Below are 25,952 nucleotides of genomic sequence, written 5' to 3' on the forward strand. Positions count from 1 at the left end.
TTGCATAGGGTGGGGGGCTATGATAAAATGCAATCAATAGGGAGTGATTGTGATGACGGAAGAGAGCAACTCACACGACATGTGTGCAACTTCAAGTGAACGAAAGAGCCACCATTCCGACAAAGCTAAGAGTAACCTGATCACTCGTCTTAACCGAATCGAGGGACAAATACGAGGGGTTAAGGGACTGATTGAAAAGGATACGTACTGTGACGATGTGTTGAATCAGATTTCATCGATCCAGTCTGCTCTCAATGGGGTGAGTAAGCAATTGCTTGAGCATCACATGAAAAGCTGCGTCATCGATCGCATCCAAGAAGGCGATGAAGATGTGATTACAGAATTATTAACAACGATTAATAAACTTATGAAGTGACGGATCTGGAGGGTGCAAGTACTCCGGATTTTTTCTTATTATGAATAAGGATAAATGAACCTAATCTTAATGATTCCCTTGACTTTATATAGGGTAGGGGGGTATACTAAATTTAATCCGAGGTTGTTGAACATTTTCAAGATGGCAATACTGAAGTTCGGGAACCTTTTTCAAAGATGAATTTCATATCAAACATATAAAGGAGAATGAACAATGCAAAATGTAACGTTAAAAGTAGCAGGTATGTCGTGTAACCACTGTGTGAATTCCGTTGAAGGTGCTTTGAAAACGATAGGTGCTGCTGGGAAAGTTGACTTAGCGAATGGAACGGTGACTGTGGAGTTTGATGAAAATAAGCTAACGCAAGATGCCATTAAGGAAGCTATTGAAGAACAAGGATACGACGTTAATTAAAAGAGGTGTTGATAATGGGAACTGCTAATGCAGCAGATACGACTAAACAAACCTCACTGCAGATTACAGGAATGACATGCGCCGCCTGTGCCAATCGAATTGAAAAGGGTTTAAACAAGCTTGAAGGGATCACGGAAGCCAATGTCAACTTCGCGATGGAACGAGCAACGATCACTTATGACCCTAGTCGAATTGATGTTGCTAAGATGGAACAAAGTATTCAGAAGCTTGGCTATGATACGGCTAAGGAAGCCGTTGATTTGCAGCTTGAAGGCATGACATGTGCGGCCTGTGCTCAACGGATTGAGAAGACTTTAAATAAGTTGCCAGGTGTGAGAGCAGCCACGGTTAATTTTGCGATGGAAGTCGCCCATGTGGTGTACAATCCAGCTGATGTTACCGTAACTGATATGCAGAAGCGGGTGGAGAAGCTCGGCTATAAAGCAGTCCTTAAACAAGAGCAAGGCGATCCGTCGGAGCATCGGCAACAAGAGATTAAAAAGCAAAAACGTAAACTGCTGTTATCTGCCATTCTGTCACTCCCGTTGTTATTGACGATGGTCAGTCACTTTTCGTTTACCACATGGATATGGATTCCCGAATTTTTCATGAATCCGTGGTTAGAATTCATTCTGGCAACGCCGGTGCAGTTCTACATTGGAAAACAGTTCTATGAAGGTGCTTATAAAGCGCTGCGAAACGGCTCTGCCAACATGGATGTACTGGTTTCACTGGGGACCTCAGCTGCTTATTTCTATAGTCTGTATTTGACGATCGATTGGTTTATCGGTGACGCCAGCATGCATCATGCGCCGTCTTTGTATTATGAAACAAGCGCGGTACTTATTACTCTAGTCATCATGGGGAAATTGTTGGAAGCTCTCGCTAAGGGTCGGACATCGGAAGCGATTAAGTCTTTAATGGGGCTGCAGGCGAAGACAGCATCGGTTATCCGTGAAGGCATAGAGCTCAACATTCCAATTGATGAAGTAATAGCAGGGGATATTGTGTTAGTCCGTCCGGGAGATAAAGTACCCGTTGATGGGGAAGTGCTTGAAGGTTTATCCTCCGTGGATGAATCGATGCTGACTGGTGAGAGTCTTCCTGTGGAAAAGAAGCCTGGTGATGCTGTTATAGGGGCAACCATCAACAAAAACGGGATGCTTCGCATTCAAGCAAAGAAGGTCGGGAAGGAAACAGCGCTGGCACAAATTATTAAAGTGGTCGAAGACGCGCAAGGTTCGAAAGCACCGATTCAAAGGGTGGCCGACGTCATTTCGGGGATTTTCGTCCCCATTGTTGTGGGGATCTCCCTAATTGCTTTCCTAGTCTGGTATTTCGTTGTGACACCGGGCGATTTTGCAGGGGCTTTGGAGAAAGCTATTACTATCTTAGTGATTGCCTGTCCTTGCGCGCTTGGCTTAGCAACACCGACTTCGATTATGGCGGGATCAGGGCGTGCAGCCGAACTAGGTATCTTGTTCAAAGGCGGCGAACATCTGGAGCAAACCCATCGCATTGACGTGGTTATTTTAGATAAAACAGGTACGGTAACGAAAGGGAAGCCAGAGCTTACCGATGTATACGCTGAAGGGGACGAAGCGGAATTCCTGAGACTTGTAGGCGCCGCGGAGATAAATTCGGAACATCCCCTAGCTGAGGCTATCGTTGCAGGCATTAGAGTGAAAAACATTGAATTGCCAGAGATAGAAGCGTTCGAAGCGATCCCGGGATATGGCATTAAAGCTGTCGTAGAGGGTAAGGAGCTCTTAATCGGGACCCGACGACTGATGGAGAAATTCGATGTAGATGCGAAGCATGCTTACGACACGATGTCGAAGCTCGAGGAGTCAGGTAAAACAGCTATGCTTGTTGCTATTGATAAAGGGTACAGGGGTATAGTAGCTGTTGCGGATACGATCAAAGAATCTTCACAGGCTGCGGTTAGCCGACTGAAGGATATGGGTATTCAGGTTATTATGATCACGGGCGATAACGAACGGACGGCTAAGGCAATCGCTGCTCAAGTGGGTATTGATCATGTACGTGCCGAGGTTTTGCCAGAAGGAAAAGCAGAAGAAGTGAAGAAGCTGCAAGCGCAAGGAAAGAAAGTAGCGATGGTGGGAGATGGTATTAATGATGCCCCAGCGCTGGCGACGGCGGATATCGGGATGGCCATCGGAACAGGCACGGATGTGGCCATGGAAGCTGCAGATGTGACGTTGATGCGCGGTGACCTATCGAGTATTCCGGATGCCATCTACATGAGCCGTAAAACGATGAGCAACATCAAACAAAACTTGGTGTGGGCGCTTGGTTATAACACATTAGGCATACCAATTGCCGCGCTAGGCCTATTAGCCCCTTGGGTAGCAGGCGCGGCAATGGCTTTAAGTTCGGTCTCTGTCGTTCTTAATGCACTTCGTCTTCAACGTGTGAAGATTCGGAGCTAATCGTAAACTATTTCAGTCCTTGATTCCTCCAAATGGAGGGATCGAGGGCTTTTTTGGTACATGGATGACATTATGGCTTGGGATGTACCGTCGATTCTGGTTGAGGAAGATGGAGTAATTCGGCGAGCTGTGCAGCCAAGAAATCCGGTGTGTAGGGTAAATCATTGCGCAGCCAGAAGACGATTGTGCCGATGATGGCCGAGGAACCATACCATATCGCGATATCCTTCTTAACCTTAATATTCAATGTAGAGGATGCCTCTAACTTGTTCATTCGTTGGGTGATAAAATCAGCGATCAGCTTCATGAGCCGTTCCGTAAATACAGGAATACGTTTGGAAGCAAGCAGAACCTTGTAGAAATTTGAATTCTCCGCAATATGCTCAAGCATATTCAATATGATCTGCATATTAAAACCAGGCGGGTCCGGAGCTTCCTTCAAGATGGCATGGATTTCGTTAATCATGTCTTCAGCCAACTTATCAACCATATCGGGAATATCTTGATAATGAAGATAGAAGGTAACGCGATTAATCGTCGCGCGCTCCGCGATGCGATTTACAGTTATTTTCTCGAGCTCAAGCTCCTGAAGTAATTCGATGAAGGCATCTCGAATCAATTGACGCGTACGGAGTACACGCGGGTCTATTCGTTTTGATTTTGTTGACATGAGCGACCATTCCTTCCTTTCTTCCCCATATGTGCTATACGACAACTTCTGCAATCTTTGTAGATAATGTGATGGATAGACGACAAATCTATTAGAAATGTAAACTAATAAACATTTATAAAAAAGCTGTTGCTTGTGAACATAAGGAGAGATGACTATAATACTATTTACATCAAGTTTATTATACAACACATTGTAAATTAGTTTGAAGTCGAAATTGAAAGGAATATGTGAAATGAGTAAAATTGCAGCATTTGATCCTAGTTCTATTAAGAAAGGTCCCCTTCTATTTGTTATGATTCTGGGGGCGTTCATTGCCGTTCTGAATCAGACGATTATGAGCGTTGCCTTACCTAAGCTTATGGTCGAATTTGATATTGCCGCTTCGACAGGTCAATGGCTGACCACTGGCTATATGTTAGTTAACGGCGTTTTGATTCCGATAACCGCGTTCCTCATGCAGCGATTTACGACGCGTGAGCTTTTCCAAGCTTCCATGATTATTTTTCTCATCGGTACCATTGTTTCAGCGGTGGCGCCAGGTTTTGAAATGTTGTTGGCAGGCCGCCTGATTCAAGCAGCTGGGGCAGGTATTCTAATGCCGCTTCTTATGAACGTTATCCTAACGATCTATCCGCCAGATAAACGCGGTGCTGCGATGGGAATGGTAGGGTTGGCTATCATTTTTGCCCCAGCAGTTGGTCCTGCTGTCGCTGGTTATATTTTGGAGCATTATTCATGGCGTACACTTTTCTATGGCATTATTCCATTTGTAGTCATCGTAATTGCTGTCGCGTTTATCTACCTCAAAAATGTCTCTGAACGTCAATATCCCAAAATTGATGTGTGGGGTGCCGTTCTCTCCACTATCGGATTCGGTTTCCTTCTTTACGGCTTCAGCAGTGCTGGTGGCAAGGGTTGGTCCAGTGCGGAAGTTATCGTATCTATCATTGTCGGTGTAGTTGCATTAATTCTATTTACATGGCGTCAACTGGTTATCAAAGACCCGCTGTTAGATCTTAGAGCATTCAAACACAACATGTTTACCCTGACGACGTTAATCAACATTGCAGTTACCATGGTTATGTATGCCGATATGATGCTGCTTCCGTTGTATTTGCAAAATGCTCGCGGCTATACCGCTTTAGAGTCAGGTATCCTTATGCTCCCTGGAGCACTGCTTATGGGCTTAATGATGCCAGTGGCTGGTAAACTGTTCGATAAGTTCGGAGCAAAGTGGTTATCTATTGTAGGTATGGCCATTACGATCATAACCACGCTTGGATTCATCAATTTGACGGATTCTACAAGTTATACGTATTTAGTTCTCATGTCGACAGGTCGACGCTTCGGGATGGCACTATTCTTAATGCCAATCACTACGGCGGGTCTAAATCAATTGCCAGCAAGACTGAATGCGCATGGTACAGCTATTTCGAATACCATTAAGCAAGTGGCAGGTGGCGTAGGTACCGCGCTGTTGGTCACGGTTATGTCAACCAGAACCAAGTCACATCTCGTAGAGATGATGACGGCTGGTAAAACAGCGACTGCTACGAAGGAAATGATTAAAGAGGCATCTATTCAAGGCATTAATGATTCTTATCTCGTTATTATTGTAATCGGAGTGATCGGACTGCTGCTATCCTTCTTCATTAAACGTGTAGGTCAAGCGGAGGAAGAGGTAACAGAAGTCGTTGCAAACCGGAAATCCGTTAGTGCAACGTAGGAAGAACAGATAAGTATAAAGAGCTTCTCCCTTGTAAAGTGGGAGAAGCTCTTTTGTGTTTGCAATTTATAAATTGGCACTAGTCAAATACCCACCAATGACCTATAATGTGCTTATATGAGTTGCAGTTTAGCAGCTCATTTTTTATAAACTATACTGCGCTTAATTTAGGCACATATTTATGGAGAGAGAAGGGACACATCTACTTTGAACGTCACGATTTTTACGGAGAATCTACTAGCCCGTAAGATGCCTATTATTTATAACATATTAGAAAAGGGAGATGTTAAAAAATGAATATCGTTTCGATTATTTTACAATCGTTATTGGCGCTTGCCTTCCTAATGGCGGGTTTGGGCAAGATCTCGGGCTCTAAAATGCACGTTGAGAACTTTAAGAAATGGCATTTGCCGCAATGGTTCAGAGTTGTCACAGGGCTCGTGGAATTCGTTGCAGCAGCAGCGTTAATTATCGGTTACTGGGAGCCGAGCTGGGTCGCTGCAGGAGCACTGCTGCTTGGTATTACAGCTATCGGGGGAATACTCACCCACGTTCGCGTGAAGGACTCGTTGAAAGACACGTTTCCGATCATTCTTATTGGCATTTTAGCTTTCATTTTATTTTTCATTAACGTATCGGATCTTTCCGATTTCCCAGGTTTTAACTAATAGTTAGCAGCAACATCGAGTACAGCATTCTCCTAACGGGAGGGTGCTGTGCTTTTTCTTTGTATGGGAAGATCACCAGAACTCAGGTCTAGAGGGATACCTGCGATTTGTGTATAATGAGACAAGTTGACGAACGGACCCGACTTTTCTGAGACTGAAAGGTATCGTAATTGATTTCAGCACTTCTCACGTGTGGGATCACTCGGCCGTGATGGCGATTGCCAAAACCATGCAAATATACGAACAAATCAACAAAACCGTTACGATCATTGGCTTGAACGCGGAAAGTAAGCATCTTATGGATCGAATCGGACCACTGCAGCACTAGGTGTTTTCCATGAGGGGTGAGAATTACGTTGAAATATCGTCCTAAGGCATTCGAGTATGCCGTTAAATTCATGCATGTTGCACTTATTGGTTCATTAGTAAAATGGATTTTCTATGGGAGTCTCGTAGGGGTGATAACGGGGTCAGCTTCCGCACTGTTTCTAGCCAGCTTAGATCTTGTTACGCAGAAGCAGGTGAACCATCCATGGTTGTTATTTCTTTTACCCTTAGGCGGGGCGCTGATGGCTTATGTCTATCTGAAAATCGGCAAAAATTCGGGCAGGGGGAATAACCTGATCCTCGAACAACTGCATGAAGGCAAGGAGACGGTTCCATTCCGTATGGCACCTTTGGTGCTCATCGGGACACTAATCACGCACCTATTTGGGGGATCGGCCGGCCGCGAAGGGACTGCTGTTCAAATGGGGGGAAGTTTTGCCGAATGGATTGGGCGATTATGTAGAGTGGACGAAAATGATCGGAAAATCCTGCTCATGTGCGGCATCAGCAGTGGGTTTGGCTCCGTGTTTGGAACGCCGCTTGCGGGAACCATCTTCGGCTTGGAAGTGGTCGCGATTGGGATGATGCGGTATCAGGCGCTGATCCCTTGCTTTATCGCCAGCTTAGTAGCGAATCTGGTCACCACTGCGTGGGGGATTCACCATATTCACTATGCCATGGGGGCCGTACCTGTGTTATCCACAGGGGTTGTTCTCAAGTTGGTATTTGCTTCTATCCTATTTGGTTTAGCCAGTATCTTGTTTAGCGAGCTTACCCATGGGATGAAAAAGCTGTACACGCGGCTATTCGCCAACCCTGTGTGGAGAGCCTTCGTCGGCGGTCTCGTTATCATTGCGTTGGTTGCGATGTTCAGAACGAGGGATTACCTCGGACTGGGTATTCCGCTATTACAGCAATCGTTCGAAGCTCCAGTGGCCCATTTGGCGTTCTTGTGGAAAACCATCTTTACCGCGCTTACGCTCGGAGCGGGCTATCTCGGTGGGGAAGTGACCCCCTTGTTCGTCGTTGGCGCCACTATGGGCAATTCGCTTGCCGATTTGTTGGGGCTATCCGCGCCTTTCTTAGCTGCGCTTGGACTTATCGCAGTATTCAGTGGGGCAACGAACACGCCTCTCGCCTGCTTTATCATGGGCATTGAGCTGTTCGGTTCCGAAGGCATTATCTATATGTTCATGGCATGTGTTGTGAGCTATCTCTTCTCAGGCCATACAGGGATTTACACGTCACAGCGAATTGGATTATCTAAATCGAGAGGACATGCTGTACCTGAGGGTGCAACACTGGCTTCGATCAAGGTGAAGAGCAATGAAAATAACCCGGCAGACCGCAAGGTCTGAACCGGGTTGTATCAAGTGACTTTATTGCGCTTCTTCGTGATGCTATAATGAAGGTACTAAACTGGGCATTGACGATGCTGCGGATCAATAGGAGTGTGTCGAGTGAGTACTGCCAATCGCGGAGTGAACATAGGTCCTCCACGTTTCAAAATAGCTGTTCATGCCATTGTCTGGTTAGCTAACAGTGGTTGCCTTCTATCCAGTGCGACGATCGCGAGTCAAGTGGATTCACACGCAACCTTCATGCGCAGAGTGATGCAGTCACTCGCAGATGCAGGGCTCGTTGAATCCAAAGGCGGGCGCGAAGGCGGCTATATGCTGCGGAAACGGGCCGAAGAGATTACGCTTGGAGATATATACTCCGCTGTTAGTCTTGGATGTGTTGAGGCCGAAGGCGGCTCTGATTGTGGTGAAGCAGGTGAACTGCTGGATGCAGAGCTGGAGAAAATATTAACGGAAGCCGAACAGCGCACAATTGATTACCTAGGTCAGTTCACGATTACCCAGGTTATGAATCGTGTTGAGTTCTTTAAGAAACCGTGTAGTGAGGAGTAATGAAGTTCGCAATTCCTAAATAAACAAGCGCATGTTACCGAAGGGGGCATGCGCTTTCTTTATTTGGCATGCTACAAGGTATATGGCATGAATTTGGAAGCGCCTGATTTGAACAATCCGGCTAGAATCACACAATGTAAGGCAACGATCTCCTGCACCCACGCGGGCTTGGAATGGGAATCGGCAGCAAGGGTGTGAGCATCTTGAAGGGCGGTTTGCTGGGCAAACAGAATAAAATCATCTCGCAGGCAATACCGATCCTGCTCAAGCTCAATGGGCGACTGTCGCAGAGCGATTAGCCCAGTGCCGATACAAGCGAAAGTCTGTAAGGTTGGCGGCAGGCGACAAGAGAGCCATTTGATACACATCGCAATCTGTCTTTGGTTTGGAGCTTTCCGTAGATTGAACTGTTGGTTGAGATCGAGGATACCGTTTGGAATGGAATAAGGGGTTTCACTTGTGGAACTGAAAATATGGATATCGTTCTCCCCCACATGAATGACATCGAGATGACTGGGGATTTCCGCTTCAGAGATAACCTTCTTCAGAGCCTCTAGCGAATCTTCCGTTCTGCTTTCAACTTGCTCTGGGGTGTCTGATGATGACGCATTGGATAATTCGTTTGATTCATGACTTAGCTTCCTCATGTACTTATCATTGTGCATACGAATACCTCACCCGTAAGTTACATAGTTATAGTTACCGCGGCAGCGGTGTTCAGAACCCCAATAATAACGGATAACAGATGGAATGTAAACCCAATTTTTCTATTTTTTATAAGAACAGACGAAAAATAAGACCCCATCCAATAACGGATCGGGTCAATGTTTAGTTGAATTAGATTACAAATTTATAGCCTACGCCCCATACGGTTTTTATATATTTTGGCTCTTTGGGATTGATCTCAATTTTCCTGCGCAAATTCGTAATATGTACATCAATCGCACGCTCATTTATGTAGGAATCGAAACCGCGTAAAGCATTGATCAGGTCTTCGCGACGGTAAACCCGTTCAGGATGTTCAACTAACAATCGAATGAGCTCGAACTCAGAGAAGGTCATTTCGATAGATTCGCCTCGTACGTGCAAGGTGCGTTTCTCTAAATTAATTTGGAGCTCCATAGCGGGAACTGTAATCCGTTGGCGAATCGGGGTAGGTGGTGCAGGCTGCTGCTCGGCGGGTAGTTCCTTCTTGAAGCGACGTAGTAAGACTTGAATACGGGCCTTCATTTCATGCATACTGAATGGTTTGCATAAATAATCATCGGCTCCAACGGTAAAGGCTTCGATTTTCTCACTGACTTTGGAATTTGAAGAGATGATAATAATCGGAACAGGTGTTAGTCCTCGCAAGGAATTACATAGCTCTGTACCCTCAAAGTCGGGAAGAATAAGATCAAGTAGAATCAGATCTGGCTGGAAATCGTGCAGGGCCGTTAGACCCTCCTGTCCGTTATGGCACCTGAGTACTAAGAAGTCTTCCTCTTTCAGATACATGCAGATCATCTCACCGATTATATCATCATCCTCAATTAATAGAACTCTGTCCATTAGAAGTCCCCCCTAACGCATAGTTTTCTAATTTGAAATTCGTAAAAAGTGATGAGGTGAGTGATATTGCTAATATTTAGCTAATAATTCTATTATACGCTGTCGAATTTTAAGAGTAAACCGTTTTCAATTCAGAAAACATAAAAATTATTAGTAAACTATTAGCGAAAAATAGGTGTAAAATTCATAGGACTTAAGGAAGTAACCTAATAAGTGGAAAGTACAATGAGGTTATAAGTAAGAATGGCTTGAAGAGGTGGCGAGAAGATGGGTCTGACAGGCAGGTGCGGAGTACTATTGGTGAGTATATCCGAGCATACTCAGGAGGTCATTACGACTATATTGAAGCAGGATAAACAGCTCAAACTGACAGGAATTGTAGCGCATGGCAGTGCCGCATTGGCATGTATGTTAAGCGATAAGCCAGATCTGGTTCTTATCGACATGGACTTACCTGATTTATTAGGACTTACGACACTCCAGATGATCATGGATCATAGTCCTATTCCAGTGATTATGCTGAGTACTCACACATCAGAAGGCTCCGTTCAGACTATCCAAGCGATGCGATTTGGTGCAGTTGATTATTTTCATAAAGAAATGTTGGCTTCAGGTTTGGATGGTGAGGGGGTCATTACCTATTTCCTAGAGCGGTGTAAAGTGGCTGTTCAAAATGGGGTCAAAGGTGTGTATCCCGCAGCAGAGCATGCAGAAGGACATATGGACAACTCGCAGGTTAGTGTTCCATTTATCAATGGGGCAATACTGCAGAGACGGATGGATATTGAGTTTCATTTACGCAAGGCGATACCTAAGCAAGAGTTTAAGCTCGTCTATCAGCCTGTCGTAGATATCGATACGAACTGTATTGTCGGAATGGAGTGTCTGCTTCGTTGGGATAATCTCTATTTAGGGAATGTACCCCCAGCGGAATTTATTGCGATCGCAGAAGAAAGTGGACTCATTCACGAGATCGGGGAGTGGGTGCTGCGAGAAGCTTGTAAACAGAACCAGAAATGGCAGCTGGCAGGTCTTCCACCTATGTTCGTAGCCGTCAATTTATCTAGAAAACAGTTCAATGATTGCCGTCTTAGCAAGACCATTGCAGGGATTCTAAAGGAAACTGGCCTGGATCCCCAGTATTTGGAACTCGAAATTACGGAGAGTCTAAGTGTGGATGCCAGACTAGCCGCAGATACGCTTGGGAAGCTGAAGAAACTGGGTCTCCGCATTGCTATGGACGATTTCGGTACAGGATACAGCTCACTCGGATATCTGCGTGATTTCCCTGTGGATAAAATGAAAATTGATAAATCTTTCATTAAAGGCTTACAACACGGTCAAGTGAACGCGGTCATCGTGAATACCATACTGACAATGGCTAAGGATTTGAATCTTACCGTTGTTGCGGAAGGCGTCGAGACAGAGGAAGAACTGCAGGTATTACGCGAGTATGGCTGCCGCTTCGTTCAAGGGTATTACTATAGCAAGCCAGTTGAAGTTGGATATATCGAAGAAATGTTGTTTCAACTAGCCTAATTAAAGTGGTAGAATATTGAAGTATATGTTTTCGGCACCCAATACAGCAATCCGATTTGCGATAAGATATACATCTAAACGTGGCCGCTCATCGTTGGATTGCCTCGATAGAGATTTTCTCACTAGAGTCAGAAACGGGTTGGTGATTCCTCTGTTACGTGATTTGATTATCAATTTTGCGTTAATAACCGTCTTTGTCGTATTTATAGAACATTTCTTTCTCCTTATGAAGCTTGATCAACGGCCAACTTGGTTAAATAAAGTCTATATAGGGTTGGCACATGGGGCGCTTGTGGTCGTTCTGATGAATTTCAGTATTCCAATGGCTCCACAAGTAAGTCTGAATTTCCGCGGTGTCGGTTTGTTGTTGGCAGCCTATATGGGAGGCATGATTTCTTTATTCATTACCTTTGTCTGTTTATGGGTAGGGAGATTCATAGTGGAAGGTACGATTTCGTTGCCACTGCTCTTGATTGGCATCGCAGCGATTACAGGAACGGGCATCATATTTGCCAATATAAGCTCCTATTGGATGAAATGGTTGTATGGATCGACATTCTTTTTTGTTTTTTATTATGCGATGGTCTGGCTGGTATTCGGGACGTCACTTGATGTCATTTGGAAATACATTAGCTATCAGTTGATATGCGTTTTCGTTATTACTTGCTTCATGCGATATTTGGTTCGAAATCGGGAGTATAAGCAGCAGATTCGGCAAGTAGAGGAAGAGCTTATTGATATGCTGCGTTCTCAGCCCGGATTCACATTTAAGCTGCATAAACACCGCGATGAATACGTTTACATTGTTATTGAAGGACAGCTGCTGCAGATGTTGGGTTTACACCCTAGTCAATTTATTGGCAAAAAAATTAGCGATGTGAATGTGTTCAATGCATCCTTTGTGGCTCAAATCCAGCAATACTACGAGAAGGCCTGGCAGGGTGAACGCGTTAATTACGAGTATGAACACAATGGCTTTACGATCCTAGTAAGTCTACAGCCAATCTATAAATTCGGGTATGTGACGGAGTTAATTGGATCTGCATGTGATGTAACGGAGCACCGTGCAGCTTTAATTAAAGCGAGAGCTAGGGATGAGCAGTATCGGACCCTGGTCGAAAATTCAGAGGATTTCATATTCAGATTTCGTTTGGATGGCACAATTGCCTCGTCAAACAGTAAAATGTATCTTACATACCACATGGATGCCGACCAAGTAAAAGGGAAACTGCTAACAGAGTTGGTTCAGATGGACGAGCCTGAGACATGGGATATGTGCTTCGAACAAACGATCATGGAGCGGAAAACGCAGCAGTTCGGTATTCATCTTCTCCATCCGGACGGATCGGAGCATGCGTATAATGTCACGTTGTCCCCCCTATTTACAGATGGGGAAACAGAGATCGACGGCGTAACGGGAACAGTCCACGATATTACGGATCTGAAGAAGCGGGAAGAAGCGGATCAATCCAATAGAGCCAAGAGTCAATTCTTAGCTAGAATGAGTCATGAAATACGTACGCCGCTGAACGGGATCATCGGTCTGTCACTGCTTTTACAACGAACAGAGCTATCGACGATTCAACAGGATTATTTGAGCAAAATAGATTCCTCCTCTAATGTTCTACTTGCTACGATTAACGATATTCTTGATTTCTCGAAGTTAGAAGCAGGCAAAATGTCATTAGAGACAGTAGATTTCTCTTTAGAGTCATCTCTCCAAAAGGTAGCTGATCTTGCGAGTGTTGCACTTGGAAAGAACCGAATCGAGATCATGCTTGATACGTCCGAAGACCTCCCTAATCTTGTTAGTGGAGATCCGTTTCGTTTAGAGCAGGTGCTCATTAATCTAACGAATAATGCCATTAAGTTTACCAAAAGGGGCTATTTGAGGTTGAAAGTCGCTCTGGAGGAAACGTCAGATGAGGGTTACTTGCTCTCGTTTGCCATGGAGGATACCGGCATTGGTATCTCCAAGGAGCAGCTCTCGAAGCTGTTCGTCCCTTTCTCACAAGCGGATACGTCGATGAGTCGGCGATATGGCGGGACGGGGTTAGGGCTTGTTATTTGCCAGCATTTGGTGCAGTCAATGGGCGGTGTCTTGCAGGTGGATTCCACCCTTGGCCAAGGTAGCCGATTCTACTTCAGCCTGATGCTAGGAAAAGCTCATCCTGAAGAGGAAGCGCAGCCTGGTGTGATGCATGCGAGGTCTAGGTCAGTGCAGAATCAGCGAATTCGGATTGCGGAGGATCATCCCCTTGTTGCTGAGCATATGGCTGAATTACTGGCAGCGATGCACTTGCAGACTGACATTGTAACGGCAGCGTCAGATTTGGTAGCCGCATTAGAGCAAGATGCCTGGAATGCCGCGCCGGTTGATTATGTGCTTCTTGATATGCAAATGGAGGGTTTCCAGTATCAAGATGGGCTAGAGCGAGTGATGGCTCCAATTGACCGCTCACGTACGAAGATTATTGCCTATACGACACTCGATGGCAGGGAACAGATGTCAGAGCTGCCGGAAGCTCTGCAGGCCGATGCTGTGCTCGTGAAGCCAGTGAGCAGAGCCAACCTGAAGATTGCCATCGAAGGGTTAGCTCAGCGTGAGACAAGACATGTCGAAATGGAGCCTAGTCTATTGGTTCACCCATTGGAGAAGCAGGTCATCGCGTCCAAAGGGAACATTCTCGTGGTCGAGGATAATGAAATTAATCAACTCGTCATCTCGGAGTTATTAATACAATTAGGCTATCACCCGGTGATGGCACAGAATGGTCTAGAAGCATTAGAAGTGGCTGAGACGCAGACGTGGAAGCTCATTCTCATGGATATTCATATGCCAGAGATGGACGGCTATGAGGCTACACAGAAGCTGAGGCAGCGTAAGAGCTTAAATCTCGTGCCTATCGTAGCGCTTACCGCGAATATGCTTATGCAGGATCGCATGCAGCTTCTGAAGCTGGGAATGAATGATCTGCTCATTAAGCCCATTACGGAACGGCAGCTGACTGACATGTTGGGAAAATGGGAGCAGACGTACTGGCTTAACCAATATCAAGGTGTTGGTGCGGAACAATTGATGCGGAATATCGATCATAAGCTGCATATTTTCCAATATATGATGGAGAAATTCAAGCAAGATTACAGTAACTTCAATGTACAGATCACTCCGTTTATCATTGGCGGGGAGCTGGCCGCAGTGAAAAGGAAGATCCATACGCTGAAAGGGATTGCCGTGAATTTCTATGCGGAAGGGTTAGTGGCGGAAGTACTCGCTATGGAGAAAGAGCTGGAAAATGGGGTCGATTCAAAGGATATCTTCCCTATTTTGAAACGTATACAGGTTGAAATCGACGGGATTGTTGGAATGCGCAGTGAGGCAGTGGAAGTAAGTGGGGTTCGTTGAGATCGCGATAGTTGTTGCAAGCTAGCAGACCGAGAGGCTTGATGTTGACGTTGAAACCGAGTGAGTCGGTTGACGTACATCAGGCCTCTATGTTTAAGATGCGATGAGTAGCAAAGATAACCAAACGAAATGATACACGTTGATGGCGGCATAAATAAAAACGGTAAGGGTTAAACAGGGCTGTACCCAGAATTTCTGGCGGATATAAGGAAACATGTACATCAAAGCAACAGGGAATATGAGCTTCACGAGATAATAAGCGATGATATGCCATTCGTAGAGACTGCGGATGAACGGATTTGCTTCTTGAATGAGGTCTAGCTGCAGGCCTATATCGGTAAATAATGCGTCGGAGAAGCAGAGAATGAGCAGCAATACCAGCATTTTACTCTGAAATAAGGATCGCAAAACAAGCATACAGTTCCTCGCTTTCCGTGGCTGAATTCGGATGTATGCGTTCGTGGGGCAGGGATAAGGTGTTGGGAGAAGCGTAGAACGTAACTTTCTATTGATCTTTCTATTGATACATATTGTATCATTGCGGGGTGAGTTTGTCCAGATTTGAGGCGTTAGATAGTCAGAGTTCAGTTCGTGTTCAGTTCACAAGCCGAAAATGAAGAAATCCCCTTCGATCTTATGAAGATCGAGGGGGATTCTCGTAGTAGTTTAGAACACTTTCGTCGTCCAAGACTCACAGTTCCATGTTTCCGTCACGACATCGCGATAGAAATCAGGTTCATGAGAGATCAGGATGATGCTGCCTTTGTATGCTTTCAACGCACGCTTCAGTTCTTCCTTCGCATCGACATCCAAATGGTTCGTCGGCTCATCGAGCACAAGCAGGTTCGTTTCGCGATTGATCAGCTTGCAAAGGCGAACCTTAGCTTTCTCGCCGCCGCTGAGCACAACGATTTTGCTTTCAATATGTTTCGTCGTTAATCCACAACGGGCAAGCGCCGCGCGAACCTCGAATTGATTTAACGAAGGGAACTCATTCCAAACCTCATCGATACAGGTGTTGTTATTGGATTCTTTGATTTCTTGTTGGAAGTAGCCGACTTGCTGGTTTTCTCCTTTATGCACAGAACCGGCTAAAGCAGGGATTTCGCCTAAAATGCTGCGCAGCAACGTCGTTTTACCGATCCCGTTGGCACCGACGAGTGCAATTTTCTGCCCGCGCTCCATGCGCAGGTTAAGCGGACGGGATAATGGTGTGTCGTAACCGATAACCAAATCCGTCGCTTCAAAAATGAGCTTACCTGCCGTACGTCCTTCTTTGAAGTTGAACTGTGGCTTCGGTTTTTCTTTGGCAAGCTCAATGACATCCATCTTGTCGAGCTTCTTCTGTCTGGACATCGCCATATTACGTGTAGCCACACTCGCTTTGTTACGTTGAACGAAGTCTTTTAACTCAGAAATTTCCTGCTGTTGGCGCTTGTATGCGGACTCCAGCTGGGACTTTCTCATTTCATGTACTTCTAAGAAATGGTCATAGTCGCCAACGTAGCGGTTCAATGCTTGATTTTCCATGTGGTAAATCAAGTTGATAACGCTATTCAAGAACGGAATATCATGTGAGATGAGGATGAAGGCATTCTCGTACTCATTCAGATAGCGTTTCAACCATTCAATATGCTGCTCATCCAAATAGTTCGTCGGCTCATCAAGTAGCAGAATATCTGGTTTCTCCAGCAACAGCTTCGCAAGCAAAACCTTCGTACGCTGTCCGCCGCTCAAATCATTCACGTCTTTATCCAAGCCGATATCTGTCAGACCCAGACCGCGAGCCGTTTCTTCGATTTTGGCATCGATCATGTAGAAATCCTGATTCGTTAATGTATCTTGAATCGTTCCTACATCTTCGAGCAAGCGTTCCAGCTCTTCAGGGGAAACGTCGCCCATGCGACCGTACATATCGTTCATTTCTTGTTCCATATCGAACAGATATTGGAATGCTCCTTTGAGGACATCGCGCATCGTCATTCCTTTGCTCAGCACCGCGTGTTGATCCAGGTAACCAACGCGCATGCGCTTGGACCATTCGACTTTCCCGTCGTCCGGCTGCAGCTTGCCGGTAATGATGTTCATGAAGGTGGATTTCCCTTCACCATTTGCGCCAATGAGTCCGATGTGCTCGCCTTTCAACAGGCGGAAGGATACATCGTTGAAGATCGCGCGATCTCCAAAGCCGTGACTAAGTCGTTCTACATTTAATATGCTCATGAATGACACCTTTTCTATTGAACTTTTTTTCTTCTTACATTTTATTATAAACGATAGGAAGCAAACAACTCCCCCAGGTGAATAAAATAAGGAAATTAGGCTTCATCCATCAGGATATGCCCATAGCTTGGTTGGAATTCTGCGAAGCCTGCCATGTGGCGAAGCTGACAGGTGATCGGCTTATTTTGACCCATCAGGATGATATTCTGCAGATCGCGGCGCCCCTCGGCCGGAAGTTTATAAACTTTAACGTACTTAAATACCTCGCTAAGCGTGGTATGAATGGCTGCGAGGAGCGGATCATGCTCACCTTTGCCCATGAGGTTCAAGAGGATGGCGCCTTCGGCTTCGAGCTTTTCTTGTGCCATTTGGAAAAAAGTTAATGACGTTAACGACAGGGGAGTGCCCTTTTCGGTAAACGCATCAACAAGAATGTAATCGTACGCGCGTGGAGGCACGCTTCTAAGAAGCTCTCTTCCGTCACCGATATGCACATTATCTTGGCTGTAGCCGAAAAAGCGCCTGCTTAGCGCCACGACATGCTCGTCCAGTTCTGCAACGGTGAACCGTTTCTCCTTCAGATGGGAAGCGATGGTGCCGATACCGTGACCGATTAGGAACACGCGTTGGAAGTGTGGGGCGTTCATTTGCATGAGATGAATCATCGCCCGTGGATATTCAAAAAGCATACGCTCCGGATGCTGCAAATCCATCGCGCCCTGCATGGCATGATTGGAAAACTCCAAGACGCGGAAGCTCCCTTTTTGATCCGAAAAGGTGTTGGTATCATAAATGGTTATGTCATGGTGGGCGGTTTGTTCCTTGTATAGCACGTTCAAGGGTCCTAAACTCCTTCGATAATAAGGTATGAGGACAGTATAACATAGTCTAGTAGAGTGCGATTAGAGAGTGGGAGCTGAGGGCGGCTGTGTGGACCCCAAGAGCAACTGGAACCCCGAACCCCCTCGCGCGAGTCGGGTGATTCCAACGGATATCGTGTATAATCAATGGGAGAATCACATCATAGCAAGGAATGGGTGAAAAGTATGGTGGGGAAAGCAGTAGTCAGGCAGTTGGGCAGCTCGACTTTGGCCTTGTCACCACTCGGACTGGGTTGCTGGCAATTCAGCAACGGTCAGGGGATGGTTGGCAAGTTTTGGCCGGTGCTGCAGAAGGAAGATGTGCGAAGCATTGTTCAAACCAGTCTCAAGGGCGGGATCAATTGGTTTGATACGGCGGAGGTTTACGGCAAAGGTCAATCGGAGCAAATGCTGGCAGAAGCGCTGCGCGAAGCGGGACCTTTAGCTGAAGGAGCACACATTGCTACGAAATGGTGGCCTGTGCTGCGCACGGCTAGCAGCATCACGAGCACCATCGATGAGCGCATTCGCTTGCTGGAGAACCGGACGATCGAGTTGCATCAGGTGCATCAGCCTTTTTCATTTTCGTCCGTTCGTGAGGAAATGAACGCGATGGCTGAGCTGGTGAAGAGGGGCAAAATCAAGAACGTGGGTGTCAGCAATTTTTCTGCGGACAAAATGCGTGAAGCCGACCGCGTTCTGCGTGAGCATGGACTTCGTCTCATTTCCAACCAAGTGAAGTATAGCTTGCTGGATCGCCGCATCGAACACAATGGCATCATGGACGTTGCGAAAGAACTGGGGATTGCAATTATCGCGTATTCACCGCTGGAGCAGGGGATTCTGAGTGGTAAGTTTCACAAGAATCCAGCGCTGGTGAAAGCGATCAAAGGTCCGCGCAAATTCACTTCTGCCTTCCGCAATGCGGGGCTCCAGAAGTCAAAGCCGCTGATCGATAAGTTAGATGAACTTGCTCAGCTGTATGATGCGTCTCCAACACAGATCGCGCTGAATTGGTTGATCCATGCGCATGGGGAGACGGTTTTTGCTATCCCAGGTGCGTCGAAAACGCATCATGCGGAAGAAAATGTGAAGGCCATGCAATTCACACTAACCGAAGAGGAATTAAAGCAAATCAGTGATGTATCCAATCAGGTGCTGTACAAATAAAGAAAAAGCCTCCAATCACAACCATGTGAGTTGGGGGCTTTTTGGCGATGTATCAGTCCGACCTACGTCACTGCACGACCATGCTCTACCTTCCGATACTCCTTCGGCACGATGCCCTTACTTTCGCGGAAAATCCGCGAAAAGGTTTTGTACGAGCCATAACCAACCTCCAACGCAATCTCCGTGACACTCATGTCGGTGGAAACTAGCAGACTGCAGGCATGGCGCAGACGCAGATCATGCAAGAAATGAACGAAGGTTTGCCCTGTCGTCTGTTTAATAACTTCGCTAATGCGTGAGACGCTCATCGTAAAGCGTGCAGCGAGATCGGATAAAGCAAGATCCTCTTGGTAATTCCGATGTATGTAATGGATGATAGGCCACACGGCTTGGCTGGCTTTGGATGTGGTTTTGACCATGCTCACAGCCTCTTGTCCAACGTGCTGAAAGCGATGTCGATCGAAGCGGATCAGAATCTCCTTCAATTTGGCCTTCAGCAGGGTCTGCCTGTAGCGCTCATCCCCGTGATACTCTTTAAACATATCTTCGATGAGTGCTGTCATCTGCCTCTGCTCGGCCTCTTCAAACTGCACATAGGCAGGCAGATCGTTAGCGTCATTAAATAAATTAGATAATCCTTGATCATTCCCTGGCTCCATAAGCAGATCCATACTGAACATGCCGTTGAAGAGAACTAGCTTTTGACCCGGATCCGTAAAAATCTCATGCACCTGATAAGGCAGCACAAAGGTAAAAGTTCCCGGTGCCATCGTGTGTTTCACATCATTTATCGTTTCTGCGCCTCTTCCTTCCACCACATAAGAGAACTCAAGGAAATCATGGCGATGTGCGCGAAAGCCACGCTCCAATGTATTTCTACTAAGGTGAAACGGAAAAGGAGAGTGCATGTTGGGGTATGTTTTCAAATAATCTGGAAAATACGTCATGGTTACTCAGGGCTCCTTCGAAAAAATGGGACGTTTTCCGAATATACGGTACGACTTCTTATCGAACTTATTTTATCATAAAAGCAGGGTCAACAGCGTGTACTTATGAGGAGGAACGAATCGTGGAAAGCGTTAACAAAATTAGAATTGGCATTATCGGTGCAGGAAATATTGGCGGTGTTCATATTCGTGAGTTTTCGAAGCTGGCGGATCAATGCGAAATCACGGCGATAACGGATGCGTACTTGCCTTTAGCTGAGGCGAAAGCACAAGAGCATGGCATTGCCTATGTGGCAGCCACACCTGAGGAGCTTATTCAGAGCGATAAAGTCGACGCAGTAATTATTGGCGTACCGAATCAATATCATGCTTCCCTTGCTGTACAAGGGATTGAAGCGGGCAAACATGTACTTATCGAGAAGCCAATGGGCATTAACGCCGCAGCGGCCAAACAAATATATGAAGCAAGCAAAGCGTCGAATACGATTGTGATGATCGGTCATCAAATGCGCTGGGAATTCGTTCCGATGCAAATTAAAGAGCAGGTCGAAGCGGGCGAGCTAGGCAAAATTTACACAGCCAAAACCGGCTGGTTCCGCCGAAAAGGTATTCCTGGTTGGGGAACTTGGTTCACGAGAATGGATGAGTCTGGTGGCGGTCCTTTGATCGATATCGGCGTTCATATGCTGGATCTTGCCCTCTATTTGATGGGGAATCCGAAACCTGTATCCGTCGTTGGTGCAACGTATGCCGAGTTCGGACCGCGCCGTAAAGGGATTGGCACATGGGGCAAACCGAACTGGAACGGGACTTATGATGTTGAGGATTTGGCGACGGCGCTGATTCGTATGGAGGATGGCAGTACGCTGACACTTGAAGTGAGCTGGGCGGTGCACATGGATACGGACAACACACCGTTCGTACACCTCATGGGATCTGATGGTGGAGCAAGCTACAAGGGACCAACAGGTAAATTGCTGACCGAAAAATTCAACCGTGCGATCGAGACTGAGCTGAAAAAGCCCGAGAATGATGAAGGAGAGCGCCAACGTCTCAGCCAACATTTCTTAGTTTGTATTCGTGAAGGCAAACAGCCGATTACTTCTGCACTTTCAGGTTATACGAACAATTTGATTCTGGATGCAATCTATGAGTCTTCGCGTACAGGTAGTGAGGTTAAGCTGAACTGGAATTAGTCGAGGCTGGCAATAGGGTAGGTAATGGGCAAGCAAAGAACAGCCACAAAAGCAAGCAGAAAATAGCCAAAGAATTAGCAAACATTTGGAGGATGATCCGATGCTTAGAGGGTTAACAAGAGCAGGGCTTGGCAAGATCGAGAGCAACGAGCAATTCATAGAGTTAGCGGCAAAATATGGATTCCAAGCGGTCGATCTCGACGCTGTGAGCCTCGTAGAAACGCACACCGTTGCTGGTGCGCGGGAGTTGTTAGAGAGTCGCGGACTTGTCGTCGGGTCCATCGGTTTGCCCGTGGAATGGCGTACCACGGAAGAGGCATTCCGCGCGGGGCTGCCGAAGCTAGCCCAAGCCGCGGAAGCGGCAGCAGCGCTCGGCTGCACGAGCTGCTGCACCTACGTGCTGCCCTCCACGGACTTAGGGGCAGCGCACTTCATGGCGCTCGCGACGCGCAGACTGCGCACGTGCGCCCAAATCCTAGGCGCCTACGGCATCCGCCTAGGGCTGGAGTTCGTGGGTCCGCATCATTTGCGGACACAGTGGAAGCATCCGTTCATCTGGACACTCGATGAAACGTTGGATTGGATCGATGCGATCGGTGAGCGCAACGTGGGCTTGCTATTCGACGCGTACCACTGGTACACGACGGGTGGAACTGTCGCGGATATCGAGAAGCTCCGCGTCGAACAAATCGTGCATGTGCACATCAACGATGCGCCGGACGTGCCGGTGGAGGAAGTGCTCGACAACGGACGCGTGTACCCGGGCGAAGGCGTCATTGACTTGGCAGGCTTCCTGCAAGGCCTGCAACGTATTGGCTACACCGGCGCGGTGGCGCAGGAGATCTTGACGGCGGAAGCGCCGACGGATTCTCCGGAGAGCTTAGTGGAGCGGTCTAAGGCTGGTTTCGACAGGGTTTATGCCGCGGCGGGACTGTAAGGAAGTGAGAAGAGCGAATCTTTCGGGATTCGCTTTTTTTTTAGCTTTCATTTGCCTTGGCCGAACCCAATCCAATCTCAACACTCGCCTGAGCGTTCCGCCTAACCTTGAACCCCGTCCCCCTGGACTCTGAATCGCCAGCCCCAACTAACTAGAACTCAGCTCCATTGGACAAATCCAATGGATTGGTCTTAAAAGTAGCTAAATACTCAAATTGAGTGGATAAATCCACTCAAAACGGATAAAAAGAGGCCTTTTTGTACGTTTTGGGGTAACTTCAGTGGAAAAATCCAATGTAGAAGGAAATTTTGGCCTTATGGAAAGGAAAACACTGTATTTGTCCAATGGGGATGCTCTGGGGTCAGTCTGATGTGCAATTAACTGGATTTTCTCCAGCTAATTTCCGAGAAATCTGCGGTTTGAGACGAATAACTGGATTTTATCCAGTTATTTTTCGCGGTATTTAGCCTCTGCGCTGGATTGCCTTAAATTAACTACAGCAAATCCATCTAATCGCCTATTTCAGCTGAATCCGCCGAAATTAGCTGTAGTTTCTCCATCTAATCGGCAGTACCATCCACCGGAAGACACACTCCAAGGCGCTTCACCCCGCCAAGAGCATCCCCTTCGACAAAAATTCCTATAATTCGTCCCTAAAGTGTGACAAACTTCTCATGGAAACTCGGGTACGATTTTAAAAAAGCGAAAAGGAGATAAGATCATGCAAATTAAGAATAAACAGGATATCGGCCTGATTTTGGACAACTTTTCAAGCTTCGCGGAGTGGGATGCAGCAGGGAAGAAGCTTTACCTCGTTTTTGCCGATAAAAAACGTGGAGGTCAATGGACCCTAATGAACTACGAAGACGAACGCTTTAGTGTTCATGGCGTGGGGAAAGATTACGAGGATGCGGAAGAATCGTTTTTCGAGGAGCGTAACCAGGTTCTCTCCTTCCTGTGGGACAACCGTGCCGCGCTTAAAGCAGCGGTTGAAGCGAGCCAAGTCGTTTCCGCCTAGGAACCGATGCGAAGCAGCTTCGCGAATCGACAATGGACAAGCCTCCTTGAGGCTGTCCCGCAAAACGAACAACAGCCTGCGAAACCACCAACTACAATGTGGTGGCTTCGCAGGCTGTTTGCTTTTGAAAACGCCCTACGTACTCGGCGGCGTGCCCTCTTTCTGCTTATCCCGGTACTGACCGGGAGTGAGTCCTTCCTGTTTGCGGAAGGAGCGAATGAAATTCTGCGAGTTGTTGTAGCGCAGCTTCGAGGAGATATCCTTGATCGGCATATCGGTCTCGGAGAGCCATTTTTTCGCCATATTGAAGCGGTAGTTCGATAAGTAGTCACTGAAGGAGCAGTTCGTTTCTTTGCGGAAAATGCTGCTCAAATAGTTAGCATTGTAATGCAAGCGAGAAGCACATTCCTCGAGCGTTAAATCCGTGTCGTAATAATGCTGCACGAGATCGATGATTTTCTCGGAAATGTTATGGTACTGTGCATCCTGACGGTCTCGGTAAATCCGGATCAGCGGATGGATAACCTCGGTCCAGAACCAATCCTCGATCTCAGCCGTCGTATGCAGGCCGAGTACTTCTTCGAACAAAGAGCCTTTGTTCGGATGGATCTGATTCAAGGCGATGCCGGATTCCTGCATCATCATCAGCAGGTTGTTCAGCAGCCGCGCTAACGGGATCTGGTACTCCTGCGGCGATAGCGGCGCCGCGAAAACAGCCTGCAGCAGCTGCTTCAGCAGCTCGCGGGATTTATCCTTTTCGGCTAGCTTAATGCTGTCGATCAGATCGTTTTCCAAAGGCTTCGGATAATTCAAGTTCAGGTAATGCTTCCCGGAGTTAATATTCTCATATTGAATAATGATGCCTTCTCCGAGCTTGATTCGGTGCTTCAGCGCCTCAAGTCCCTCTTTGTACGCTAGTGCCATCTGGGTAAAAGCATGAATCGGCAGGGAAATACCGATGGAAATATGCAGCTTCAAGTAGTTGTAAATATGCTGCTGAACCTGTTCCGTTAAGCTGTATACCCTTGTACGGAAGTCACTGTCTACCGAGTCCGCGCTGCCGATCAACGTAACGATGGTTTGATCAATCAGGATCGGCGCTAAGCGCTGTTCCGAAGGGATGAGCTCCTCCAGCATATTGTGCACGGCAAAAAGCAGCAGCTCCATATCCTTTTTCTCATAGCGAGTATGGTCGATAGCATCGATTTGGATCGTGATGACAGACATCGTTTTCCAAGAGTCAATATGTTCGGTGTAGCCGAATTGGGCAAGTTGTTCTAACAACTCCGCCGATTTAATATGTCCCTGAAAAGCCTTGATGAGGAAGAAAGTCCGCACTTGACCAATGTGTTGGTGGACTTCTTTTTCCAGCTGCGACTTGGATTGGAACAAGGTATGCACATGCTCGCTGATCATCTGAAATTCATTGGCTTTGCGCTTCTGATTGCCCGTCACTAAGCCCCCGATTTGATTCAGAAGCAGCTGGATAGGTGAATACATTTTACGCGAAACGAGCCAAGCTAGCACCAAGGCAAGAAGCAGCATCAGGACGCAGATGTAGATCGTATAGGTTCCGATTTTGCTGGACTCCTTAGTCAAGCTGTCGATTGAAGTCAATGATAAGTAGGTCCAGTTGTTCAGATTCGAACGCAAGAAGGTAACGGAATAAGGTTTATCGTGAATGCTGGAGCGGAACTGTCCGCTTCCTTCTTCAAGCGATTTAAGGTCAGTCAGACCTGCCGCAGTGATTGGTTTTCCGATCAGACCGGGATCCCGATTCATCACAATCCGCTGCTGTTCATCGATGATGACAATGTCATCGGGGTGTTCGGAGTCACTTTGAATCATATCCTGCAAGGAGCAGGCGGGAATATTCGCTATGGCCAGGCCGTATTTATCCAAGCCGGTTGTCGGAAGCTTTTTGACTAGCGAAATACTATACTCACAGGTCACGCTTCGCGCATTTTCTTCCGTGTAGAACCACTCCGAAGGATTCAGGGTCCACGTACTGTTATCTTGCGCGTTCATCAGCGAGATCAGTTTATCGGCAAACGGATAGTTGTCAAAACGGTAAAGGCCTGAATTTTTGATCATCCAATTCTGCTTCGCGTTAATCAAGAGCACATCTTCGAGCCTCGTGTCAAAAGATTGCATATACCGAATTTCACTGCGCAAATCATCGTACATCATGAAATCGGTTACAGTCAGCGGCATTTCCATCGCCTTCTTGAGAACAGTGGAATTGATGACCTGATTTAGTGTATGGTTGACAGTGGTTAACTTCTGCTCTACATTAGAGTTAATTTGGGTGATTAACTGCATTTTACCTTCGTTTACATTTTTCTGGATTTCACTAGAGGATGTCACGAAGGCAAAAGCGCCGATAAAAATCACAGGCAGCGTGCTGAGCAGGAAGCTGAATATCGTCATTTTGCTAAGAAAACTTAAAGAGCGCATCGCATCCAACACCTTATCTATTCGAAGAATCATTCGTCAGACTATCTATGTATTGTAGTCAAGAGTGCAGTTTAGATCAATAATCATCTGCAAATGGG

The 25,952-nt window shown here is 46.6% G+C and carries 22 protein-coding genes; 14 read left to right on the plus strand and 8 right to left on the minus strand.

What is annotated here, in order from left to right; all coding sequences use genetic code 11:
* The first annotated feature begins 52 nt into the window (after nucleotides 1-52).
* The 3 genes from AC58QC_RS28050 to AC58QC_RS28060 all read left to right on the plus strand — a co-directional run bounded on the left by AC58QC_RS28050 (nucleotide 53) and on the right by AC58QC_RS28060 (nucleotide 3,243).
* Nucleotides 53-376 (plus strand): metal-sensitive transcriptional regulator, encoded by a 324-nt coding sequence (locus AC58QC_RS28050; RefSeq protein WP_497418319.1) that lies wholly within the window; start codon nucleotides 53-55, stop codon nucleotides 374-376.
* A gap of 213 nt (nucleotides 377-589) precedes the next feature.
* A complete protein-coding gene (locus AC58QC_RS28055; protein ID WP_497418320.1) occupies nucleotides 590-790 on the plus strand; it encodes a copper ion binding protein in 201 nt (66 codons plus the stop codon).
* 14 nt (nucleotides 791-804) lie between these two features.
* On the plus strand, nucleotides 805-3,243 hold the full coding sequence (locus AC58QC_RS28060; RefSeq protein WP_497418321.1) for a heavy metal translocating P-type ATPase: 2,439 nt from the start codon (nucleotides 805-807) through the stop codon (nucleotides 3,241-3,243).
* A 70-nt stretch (nucleotides 3,244-3,313) separates the two neighbouring features.
* Here AC58QC_RS28060 and AC58QC_RS28065 read toward each other — a convergent pair whose 3' ends face one another.
* Nucleotides 3,314-3,913, minus strand: a complete 600-nt coding sequence (locus tag AC58QC_RS28065) for a TetR/AcrR family transcriptional regulator (protein ID WP_497418322.1) — start codon at nucleotides 3,911-3,913, stop codon at nucleotides 3,314-3,316.
* Between the two features lie 235 nt (nucleotides 3,914-4,148).
* On the opposite strand from AC58QC_RS28065, the gene AC58QC_RS28070 reads away from it, so the two are divergent.
* The 5 genes from AC58QC_RS28070 (at nucleotide 4,149) to AC58QC_RS28090 (ending at nucleotide 8,550) form a co-directional block, all read left to right on the plus strand.
* Complete coding sequence (locus AC58QC_RS28070; RefSeq protein ID WP_497418323.1) at nucleotides 4,149-5,642, plus strand: DHA2 family efflux MFS transporter permease subunit; 1,494 nt, start codon at nucleotides 4,149-4,151, stop codon at nucleotides 5,640-5,642.
* Between the two features lie 293 nt (nucleotides 5,643-5,935).
* Nucleotides 5,936-6,310 carry a DoxX family protein gene (locus AC58QC_RS28075; RefSeq protein WP_497418324.1) on the plus strand — a complete coding sequence of 125 codons (375 nt, stop codon included), beginning with the start codon at nucleotides 5,936-5,938 and terminating at the stop codon, nucleotides 6,308-6,310.
* A gap of 163 nt (nucleotides 6,311-6,473) precedes the next feature.
* The gene (locus tag AC58QC_RS28080; protein WP_497418360.1) at nucleotides 6,474-6,638 is read left to right on the plus strand and encodes an STAS domain-containing protein; all 165 of its coding nucleotides are present in this window, start codon (nucleotides 6,474-6,476) and stop codon (nucleotides 6,636-6,638) included.
* A 70-nt stretch (nucleotides 6,639-6,708) separates the two neighbouring features.
* Complete coding sequence (locus AC58QC_RS28085) at nucleotides 6,709-7,995, plus strand: voltage-gated chloride channel family protein (protein ID WP_497418361.1); 1,287 nt, start codon at nucleotides 6,709-6,711, stop codon at nucleotides 7,993-7,995.
* Nucleotides 7,996-8,097: 102 nt separating this feature from the next.
* Nucleotides 8,098-8,550, plus strand: a complete 453-nt coding sequence (locus AC58QC_RS28090; RefSeq protein ID WP_497418325.1) for an RrF2 family transcriptional regulator — start codon at nucleotides 8,098-8,100, stop codon at nucleotides 8,548-8,550.
* A 71-nt stretch (nucleotides 8,551-8,621) separates the two neighbouring features.
* On the opposite strand, the gene AC58QC_RS28095 is transcribed toward AC58QC_RS28090, so the two are convergent.
* Together AC58QC_RS28095 and AC58QC_RS28100 are read right to left on the minus strand one after the other, a co-directional pair.
* Entirely contained in the window at nucleotides 8,622-9,215 is a 594-nt protein-coding gene (locus tag AC58QC_RS28095) for a hypothetical protein (RefSeq protein WP_497418326.1), read from the minus strand.
* 172 nt (nucleotides 9,216-9,387) lie between these two features.
* A complete protein-coding gene (locus AC58QC_RS28100; RefSeq protein WP_497272442.1) occupies nucleotides 9,388-10,101 on the minus strand; it encodes a response regulator transcription factor in 714 nt (237 codons plus the stop codon).
* A gap of 267 nt (nucleotides 10,102-10,368) precedes the next feature.
* Between AC58QC_RS28100 and AC58QC_RS28105 the strand changes: the two genes are divergently transcribed.
* Nucleotides 10,369-11,640, plus strand: a complete 1,272-nt coding sequence (locus AC58QC_RS28105; RefSeq protein ID WP_497418327.1) for an EAL domain-containing protein — start codon at nucleotides 10,369-10,371, stop codon at nucleotides 11,638-11,640.
* Nucleotides 11,641-11,782: 142 nt separating this feature from the next.
* Complete coding sequence (locus AC58QC_RS28110) at nucleotides 11,783-15,046, plus strand: response regulator (protein ID WP_497418362.1); 3,264 nt, start codon at nucleotides 11,783-11,785, stop codon at nucleotides 15,044-15,046.
* Between the two features lie 93 nt (nucleotides 15,047-15,139).
* Here the strand turns inward: AC58QC_RS28110 and AC58QC_RS28115 are convergent, their stop codons facing one another.
* From AC58QC_RS28115 to AC58QC_RS28125, 3 genes are all read right to left on the minus strand, one after another.
* Nucleotides 15,140-15,463: a DUF5658 family protein gene (locus AC58QC_RS28115; RefSeq protein WP_497418328.1), complete on the minus strand. Its 324-nt coding sequence runs from the start codon at nucleotides 15,461-15,463 to the stop codon at nucleotides 15,140-15,142.
* Between the two features lie 249 nt (nucleotides 15,464-15,712).
* The gene (locus AC58QC_RS28120; protein ID WP_497418329.1) at nucleotides 15,713-17,269 is read right to left on the minus strand and encodes an ABC-F family ATP-binding cassette domain-containing protein; all 1,557 of its coding nucleotides are present in this window, start codon (nucleotides 17,267-17,269) and stop codon (nucleotides 15,713-15,715) included.
* A 95-nt stretch (nucleotides 17,270-17,364) separates the two neighbouring features.
* Nucleotides 17,365-18,108, minus strand: coding sequence for a spermidine synthase (locus AC58QC_RS28125; RefSeq protein WP_497418330.1), 744 nt, complete (start codon nucleotides 18,106-18,108; stop codon nucleotides 17,365-17,367).
* Between the two features lie 207 nt (nucleotides 18,109-18,315).
* Between AC58QC_RS28125 and AC58QC_RS28130 the strand changes: the two genes are divergently transcribed.
* Entirely contained in the window at nucleotides 18,316-19,299 is a 984-nt protein-coding gene (locus AC58QC_RS28130; protein WP_497418363.1) for an aldo/keto reductase, read from the plus strand.
* Between the two features lie 62 nt (nucleotides 19,300-19,361).
* Here AC58QC_RS28130 and AC58QC_RS28135 read toward each other — a convergent pair whose 3' ends face one another.
* The gene (locus AC58QC_RS28135) at nucleotides 19,362-20,246 is read right to left on the minus strand and encodes a helix-turn-helix domain-containing protein (RefSeq protein ID WP_497418331.1); all 885 of its coding nucleotides are present in this window, start codon (nucleotides 20,244-20,246) and stop codon (nucleotides 19,362-19,364) included.
* A gap of 122 nt (nucleotides 20,247-20,368) precedes the next feature.
* On the opposite strand from AC58QC_RS28135, the gene AC58QC_RS28140 reads away from it, so the two are divergent.
* The 3 genes from AC58QC_RS28140 to AC58QC_RS28150 all read left to right on the plus strand — a co-directional run bounded on the left by AC58QC_RS28140 (nucleotide 20,369) and on the right by AC58QC_RS28150 (nucleotide 23,397).
* Nucleotides 20,369-21,442: a Gfo/Idh/MocA family protein gene (locus AC58QC_RS28140; protein WP_497418332.1), complete on the plus strand. Its 1,074-nt coding sequence runs from the start codon at nucleotides 20,369-20,371 to the stop codon at nucleotides 21,440-21,442.
* A 100-nt stretch (nucleotides 21,443-21,542) separates the two neighbouring features.
* Complete coding sequence (locus tag AC58QC_RS28145) at nucleotides 21,543-22,379, plus strand: sugar phosphate isomerase/epimerase family protein (RefSeq protein ID WP_497418333.1); 837 nt, start codon at nucleotides 21,543-21,545, stop codon at nucleotides 22,377-22,379.
* Nucleotides 22,380-23,100: 721 nt separating this feature from the next.
* A complete protein-coding gene (locus tag AC58QC_RS28150; RefSeq protein ID WP_497418334.1) occupies nucleotides 23,101-23,397 on the plus strand; it encodes a hypothetical protein in 297 nt (98 codons plus the stop codon).
* 135 nt (nucleotides 23,398-23,532) lie between these two features.
* Here the strand turns inward: AC58QC_RS28150 and AC58QC_RS28155 are convergent, their stop codons facing one another.
* On the minus strand, nucleotides 23,533-25,854 hold the full coding sequence (locus AC58QC_RS28155) for a helix-turn-helix domain-containing protein (protein ID WP_497418335.1): 2,322 nt from the start codon (nucleotides 25,852-25,854) through the stop codon (nucleotides 23,533-23,535).
* Between the last annotated feature and the right edge of the window lie 98 nt (nucleotides 25,855-25,952).

It is taken from the genome of Paenibacillus sp. J22P51 (assembly GCF_059692215.1).

Coding starts and splice junctions, on each gene's coding strand:
- AC58QC_RS28050 (WP_497418319.1), top strand. CDS start 53: ATGACGGAAGAGAGCAACTCACACGACATGTGTGCAACTTCAAGTGAA.
- AC58QC_RS28055 (WP_497418320.1), top strand. CDS start 590: ATGCAAAATGTAACGTTAAAAGTAGCAGGTATGTCGTGTAACCACTGT.
- AC58QC_RS28060 (WP_497418321.1), top strand. CDS start 805: ATGGGAACTGCTAATGCAGCAGATACGACTAAACAAACCTCACTGCAG.
- AC58QC_RS28065 (WP_497418322.1), bottom strand. CDS start 3,913: ATGTCAACAAAATCAAAACGAATAGACCCGCGTGTACTCCGTACGCGT.
- AC58QC_RS28070 (WP_497418323.1), top strand. CDS start 4,149: ATGAGTAAAATTGCAGCATTTGATCCTAGTTCTATTAAGAAAGGTCCC.
- AC58QC_RS28075 (WP_497418324.1), top strand. CDS start 5,936: ATGAATATCGTTTCGATTATTTTACAATCGTTATTGGCGCTTGCCTTC.
- AC58QC_RS28085 (WP_497418361.1), top strand. CDS start 6,709: ATGCATGTTGCACTTATTGGTTCATTAGTAAAATGGATTTTCTATGGG.
- AC58QC_RS28095 (WP_497418326.1), bottom strand. CDS start 9,215: ATGCACAATGATAAGTACATGAGGAAGCTAAGTCATGAATCAAACGAA.
- AC58QC_RS28100 (WP_497272442.1), bottom strand. CDS start 10,101: ATGGACAGAGTTCTATTAATTGAGGATGATGATATAATCGGTGAGATG.
- AC58QC_RS28105 (WP_497418327.1), top strand. CDS start 10,369: ATGGGTCTGACAGGCAGGTGCGGAGTACTATTGGTGAGTATATCCGAG.
- AC58QC_RS28115 (WP_497418328.1), bottom strand. CDS start 15,463: ATGCTTGTTTTGCGATCCTTATTTCAGAGTAAAATGCTGGTATTGCTG.
- AC58QC_RS28120 (WP_497418329.1), bottom strand. CDS start 17,269: ATGAGCATATTAAATGTAGAACGACTTAGTCACGGCTTTGGAGATCGC.
- AC58QC_RS28130 (WP_497418363.1), top strand. CDS start 18,316: ATGGTGGGGAAAGCAGTAGTCAGGCAGTTGGGCAGCTCGACTTTGGCC.
- AC58QC_RS28135 (WP_497418331.1), bottom strand. CDS start 20,246: ATGACGTATTTTCCAGATTATTTGAAAACATACCCCAACATGCACTCT.
- AC58QC_RS28145 (WP_497418333.1), top strand. CDS start 21,543: ATGCTTAGAGGGTTAACAAGAGCAGGGCTTGGCAAGATCGAGAGCAAC.
- AC58QC_RS28150 (WP_497418334.1), top strand. CDS start 23,101: ATGCAAATTAAGAATAAACAGGATATCGGCCTGATTTTGGACAACTTT.
- AC58QC_RS28155 (WP_497418335.1), bottom strand. CDS start 25,854: ATGCGCTCTTTAAGTTTTCTTAGCAAAATGACGATATTCAGCTTCCTG.